This is a genomic window from Paracoccus denitrificans (assembly GCF_900100045.1).
Taxonomy (GTDB): domain Bacteria; phylum Pseudomonadota; class Alphaproteobacteria; order Rhodobacterales; family Rhodobacteraceae; genus Paracoccus; species Paracoccus denitrificans.
The window spans coordinates 1-2,605 of record NZ_FNEA01000077.1 but is presented as its reverse complement, the minus strand read 5'-3'; the positions used below and the strand labels follow the sequence as shown (position 1 = coordinate 2,605).

The 2,605-nt window shown below is 61.6% G+C and carries 6 protein-coding genes; 4 read left to right on the top strand and 2 right to left on the bottom strand.

What is annotated here, in order from left to right; all coding sequences use genetic code 11:
- Positions 1-26: 26 nt before the first annotated feature.
- Positions 27-293, bottom strand: coding sequence for a helix-turn-helix domain-containing protein (locus BLT64_RS25755; protein ID WP_041529793.1), 267 nt, complete (start codon positions 291-293; stop codon positions 27-29).
- A gap of 111 nt (positions 294-404) precedes the next feature.
- Between BLT64_RS25755 and BLT64_RS25750 the strand changes: the two genes are divergently transcribed.
- Positions 405-1,016 (top strand): XRE family transcriptional regulator, encoded by a 612-nt coding sequence (locus tag BLT64_RS25750; protein ID WP_011747314.1) that lies wholly within the window; start codon positions 405-407, stop codon positions 1,014-1,016.
- A 171-nt stretch (positions 1,017-1,187) separates the two neighbouring features.
- The gene (locus tag BLT64_RS25745) at positions 1,188-1,715 is read left to right on the top strand and encodes a hypothetical protein (protein WP_011747313.1); all 528 of its coding nucleotides are present in this window, start codon (positions 1,188-1,190) and stop codon (positions 1,713-1,715) included.
- Here the strand turns inward: BLT64_RS25745 and BLT64_RS25740 are convergent.
- Positions 1,705-1,941 (bottom strand): hypothetical protein, encoded by a 237-nt coding sequence (locus BLT64_RS25740; RefSeq protein WP_011747312.1) that lies wholly within the window; start codon positions 1,939-1,941, stop codon positions 1,705-1,707. The genes BLT64_RS25745 and BLT64_RS25740 overlap by 11 nt on opposite strands.
- A gap of 116 nt (positions 1,942-2,057) precedes the next feature.
- Between BLT64_RS25740 and BLT64_RS25735 the strand changes: the two genes are divergently transcribed.
- Positions 2,058-2,249, top strand: coding sequence for a hypothetical protein (locus BLT64_RS25735; protein WP_041529791.1), 192 nt, complete (start codon positions 2,058-2,060; stop codon positions 2,247-2,249).
- Positions 2,246-2,506: a hypothetical protein gene (locus BLT64_RS25730; RefSeq protein WP_011747311.1), complete on the top strand. Its 261-nt coding sequence runs from the start codon at positions 2,246-2,248 to the stop codon at positions 2,504-2,506. The genes BLT64_RS25735 and BLT64_RS25730 overlap by 4 nt, the downstream gene beginning before the upstream one ends.
- The last annotated feature ends 99 nt before the right edge of the window (positions 2,507-2,605 follow it).

Genomic DNA, 2,605 nt, shown 5'->3' with positions numbered 1-2,605 from the left:
GCGAAGGCAGGCCAGATCGGGGACGATCAGGGATTTTGCAGATCAGGGACATGAGGATGCTCTTGGGGTTGTGCCGCCGTGGCGGCGGGTTGAGGGATGGCGCTGACCTCTGGATCAACCCAGCTTTCCACCGGGACCGCGCCGCCGGTGAGGCGGGCAATCTTGACGGCCAATTCGAGGGAAGGCTTCTTCTTCCCTCTTTCGAGGCCAGAGAGATACGCACGTCCGATGCCGAGGTTCTCGGCGACGACTGCGCGTTTCAGGCCCATGGATTTGATCGCTTCGGTCAGCATGCCGAAAGTTCTCTAACAGGAAAGTCTCGTCGTCAATACAAAACTTCTCTGTGGGCGAATTTATCTCCAGCAGCTCATTCCATCGCCCAGACCGCCAGAGGATAAGGGCGCATGAAATTGAAGATCGGGAAAATCCTGGCCGAGCGAGGCCTCAAGCAGCGGTGGCTGGTTGAGCAATTGGACGTTTCACCCGGCTACGTGAGCAACTTGGTGGCAGGCACCAAGCGCCCATCCGCCCAAATGCTGGAGCGCATCGCCGAAGTCTTTGAGCTACCCGCCTCCGCTATTCTGGAGGGTCAAAGACCAGTTGCTGTCGCGGGCAAGGTTGGCGCCGGAAATACCGTAGTCGAACTGGTTGACGCTTACGCCAAGGGCGGCGGACTATACCACGTCGCCGCACCTGACGATCTACCATCCTCCGGCATTGTTGCTGTAGAAGTGGCAGGGGACTCCATGTCACCACTGATCGAGCCGGGCGATATTGTCTTCTTCACTAGGCATTTCGTGGGGATTGATCCTGCCGCGATTGGCCACGTTAGCATCTGTCAGACCGATGATGGGCGCGCCCTGATCAAACAGATTCGGAGAGGTCGGGAGGAAGGGACATTCGACCTCTACTCCGTCAACTCGGCGCACCCGCCAGAATACGGCGTTCGCTTAGTTTGGGCGGCGCCATGGCGGCGCGCCATCCGGCGGCAAGACGTGGAGTTTGTCGACCCTTAAGGATTGTCGAGCCCCTCAACTTACACCAGCAAAGCCCGCATAATGCGGGCTTTTTTCATGTCTAAGCGTGATTGCGTCCTAAAATGTTTCCCCACAGAGAATTTTTAGATTGACTGATGGTTCTCTGTCAGGCAACTAATAGCCATCCGCAACCCTTGGATGGAGCCTCCCATGTCCCACGATACGTCCAATGTCGCCCTGCCGATGAACGACTACAGCGGCGCCGACGACGCTCAGGCACGCCTTCAGGAGATGAAGAAAGACGTTATCGTCTTTGCCGCGCACACGGTCCTCGGCTCCGCTCCGAACAGCTTCACCGCATATGCGGCGATCAGGGTGTTGGATTGGGCCGTGAAGGACATCCCCCTGCGACAGGCCGATGATGGAGAGATGCCGCGCAATCTCGCGAAACTAGCAGACATGCTGCGCGAGATTGTCGTGGCGGACCCCGATGGGGCCACAAGATGGGTCGGTGCTTTGCGCGCGGCAAACAGCGGCATCACTCGGCTGGATTCGCCTGAGAAATGGACGCCGAGCAAGGCGCAGATCGCGGCGGCCATGTCTGCCCTGAACATCGAGGACCGGGCCAGGATCATCGTGAAATTCAATGCGGCCGGGCAACTCGTCGCCCGTCCGGCGGGCGCGCCCGACGCCGATTATCAGATTGTGGTTCCCCGCGGAGACGAGGTCACTTCATGATCCCGGCCTTTTTCAACGCGGCCTCGATGGCAGCGATATCCTGCGTGCGTAGCGAGATGTCTTCCTGCACCTGGCGCAGCGCCGCTCGCAAATCCTCGATCAGCCGCATGACGCCCGGGATTTCCGCGGTCTGGGCTTCAAGTTCCCTCAGCTTCTCTCCGACCTCCTCCAGATCCGGCGGCTCCAACTCGGCCGCCAGCTTCTGCTCTTCATCCATTCCATGCATTTCCCGCGTTCTCCTTTGCTGGGCGTGGGGATTCGCGGGCCGCGTCCTGACAGCGCGGCCCGCAGACAGACTGACTGCCGACCACAACTTTCTCAACCTGTGAAAGGAGGCATCACATGCGGCCCCTGCCCGTACAGAACTGCTCGCGGGTCATCGAGCGCGCCCGCGCCCTGATCGCCGACCCGGAGCGCGCGGCACAACAGCCCGCTTTCATCCGCACGATGGCCTGGCGCATCCTTGTGAACGCCCGTTCTCGCCCGGCAATCCGCGAGCCCCGGCGCGCGTCGCATCTTCCGGAGGGCGCATGATGGCTGCCATCGACAACATCGACTTCCAGCTCCGGAATTTCGGGCGCCGGGTTCCGGTCGCACGAGACCGGCGCGCCCGTGCCACCTGCTGGTTCATCATCGCCCTGTTTGCAGCCGGCCTGCTGTTCTGCCTGGTCGTGGCCTGCTGGATGCTTTGGGATTACCTGCCCGATACGGGCGCGGTGCTGGACTTCATTGCGCCGACCGCTGTGCAGGCTCGGGACGGTGGCTGGGTCGCGATGTCGGAGGGGCTGTGATGCGGGACGCGGCCGCCGCCAAGACCATGTTCGTCGAGGGCCGAGATGGCCTGATCCTCGACCGCCACACGGGCCGCGAACTGGCGCGCGTGGCGGTCG

Excerpts from the sequence above, each read along its gene's own strand:
- BLT64_RS25755 (WP_041529793.1), bottom strand. The coding sequence starts at position 293 with ATGCTGACCGAAGCGATCAAATCCATGGGCCTGAAACGCGCAGTCGTC.
- BLT64_RS25750 (WP_011747314.1), top strand. The coding sequence starts at position 405 with ATGAAATTGAAGATCGGGAAAATCCTGGCCGAGCGAGGCCTCAAGCAG.
- BLT64_RS25745 (WP_011747313.1), top strand. The coding sequence starts at position 1,188 with ATGTCCCACGATACGTCCAATGTCGCCCTGCCGATGAACGACTACAGC.
- BLT64_RS25740 (WP_011747312.1), bottom strand. The coding sequence starts at position 1,941 with ATGCATGGAATGGATGAAGAGCAGAAGCTGGCGGCCGAGTTGGAGCCG.
- BLT64_RS25735 (WP_041529791.1), top strand. The coding sequence starts at position 2,058 with ATGCGGCCCCTGCCCGTACAGAACTGCTCGCGGGTCATCGAGCGCGCC.
- BLT64_RS25730 (WP_011747311.1), top strand. The coding sequence starts at position 2,246 with ATGATGGCTGCCATCGACAACATCGACTTCCAGCTCCGGAATTTCGGG.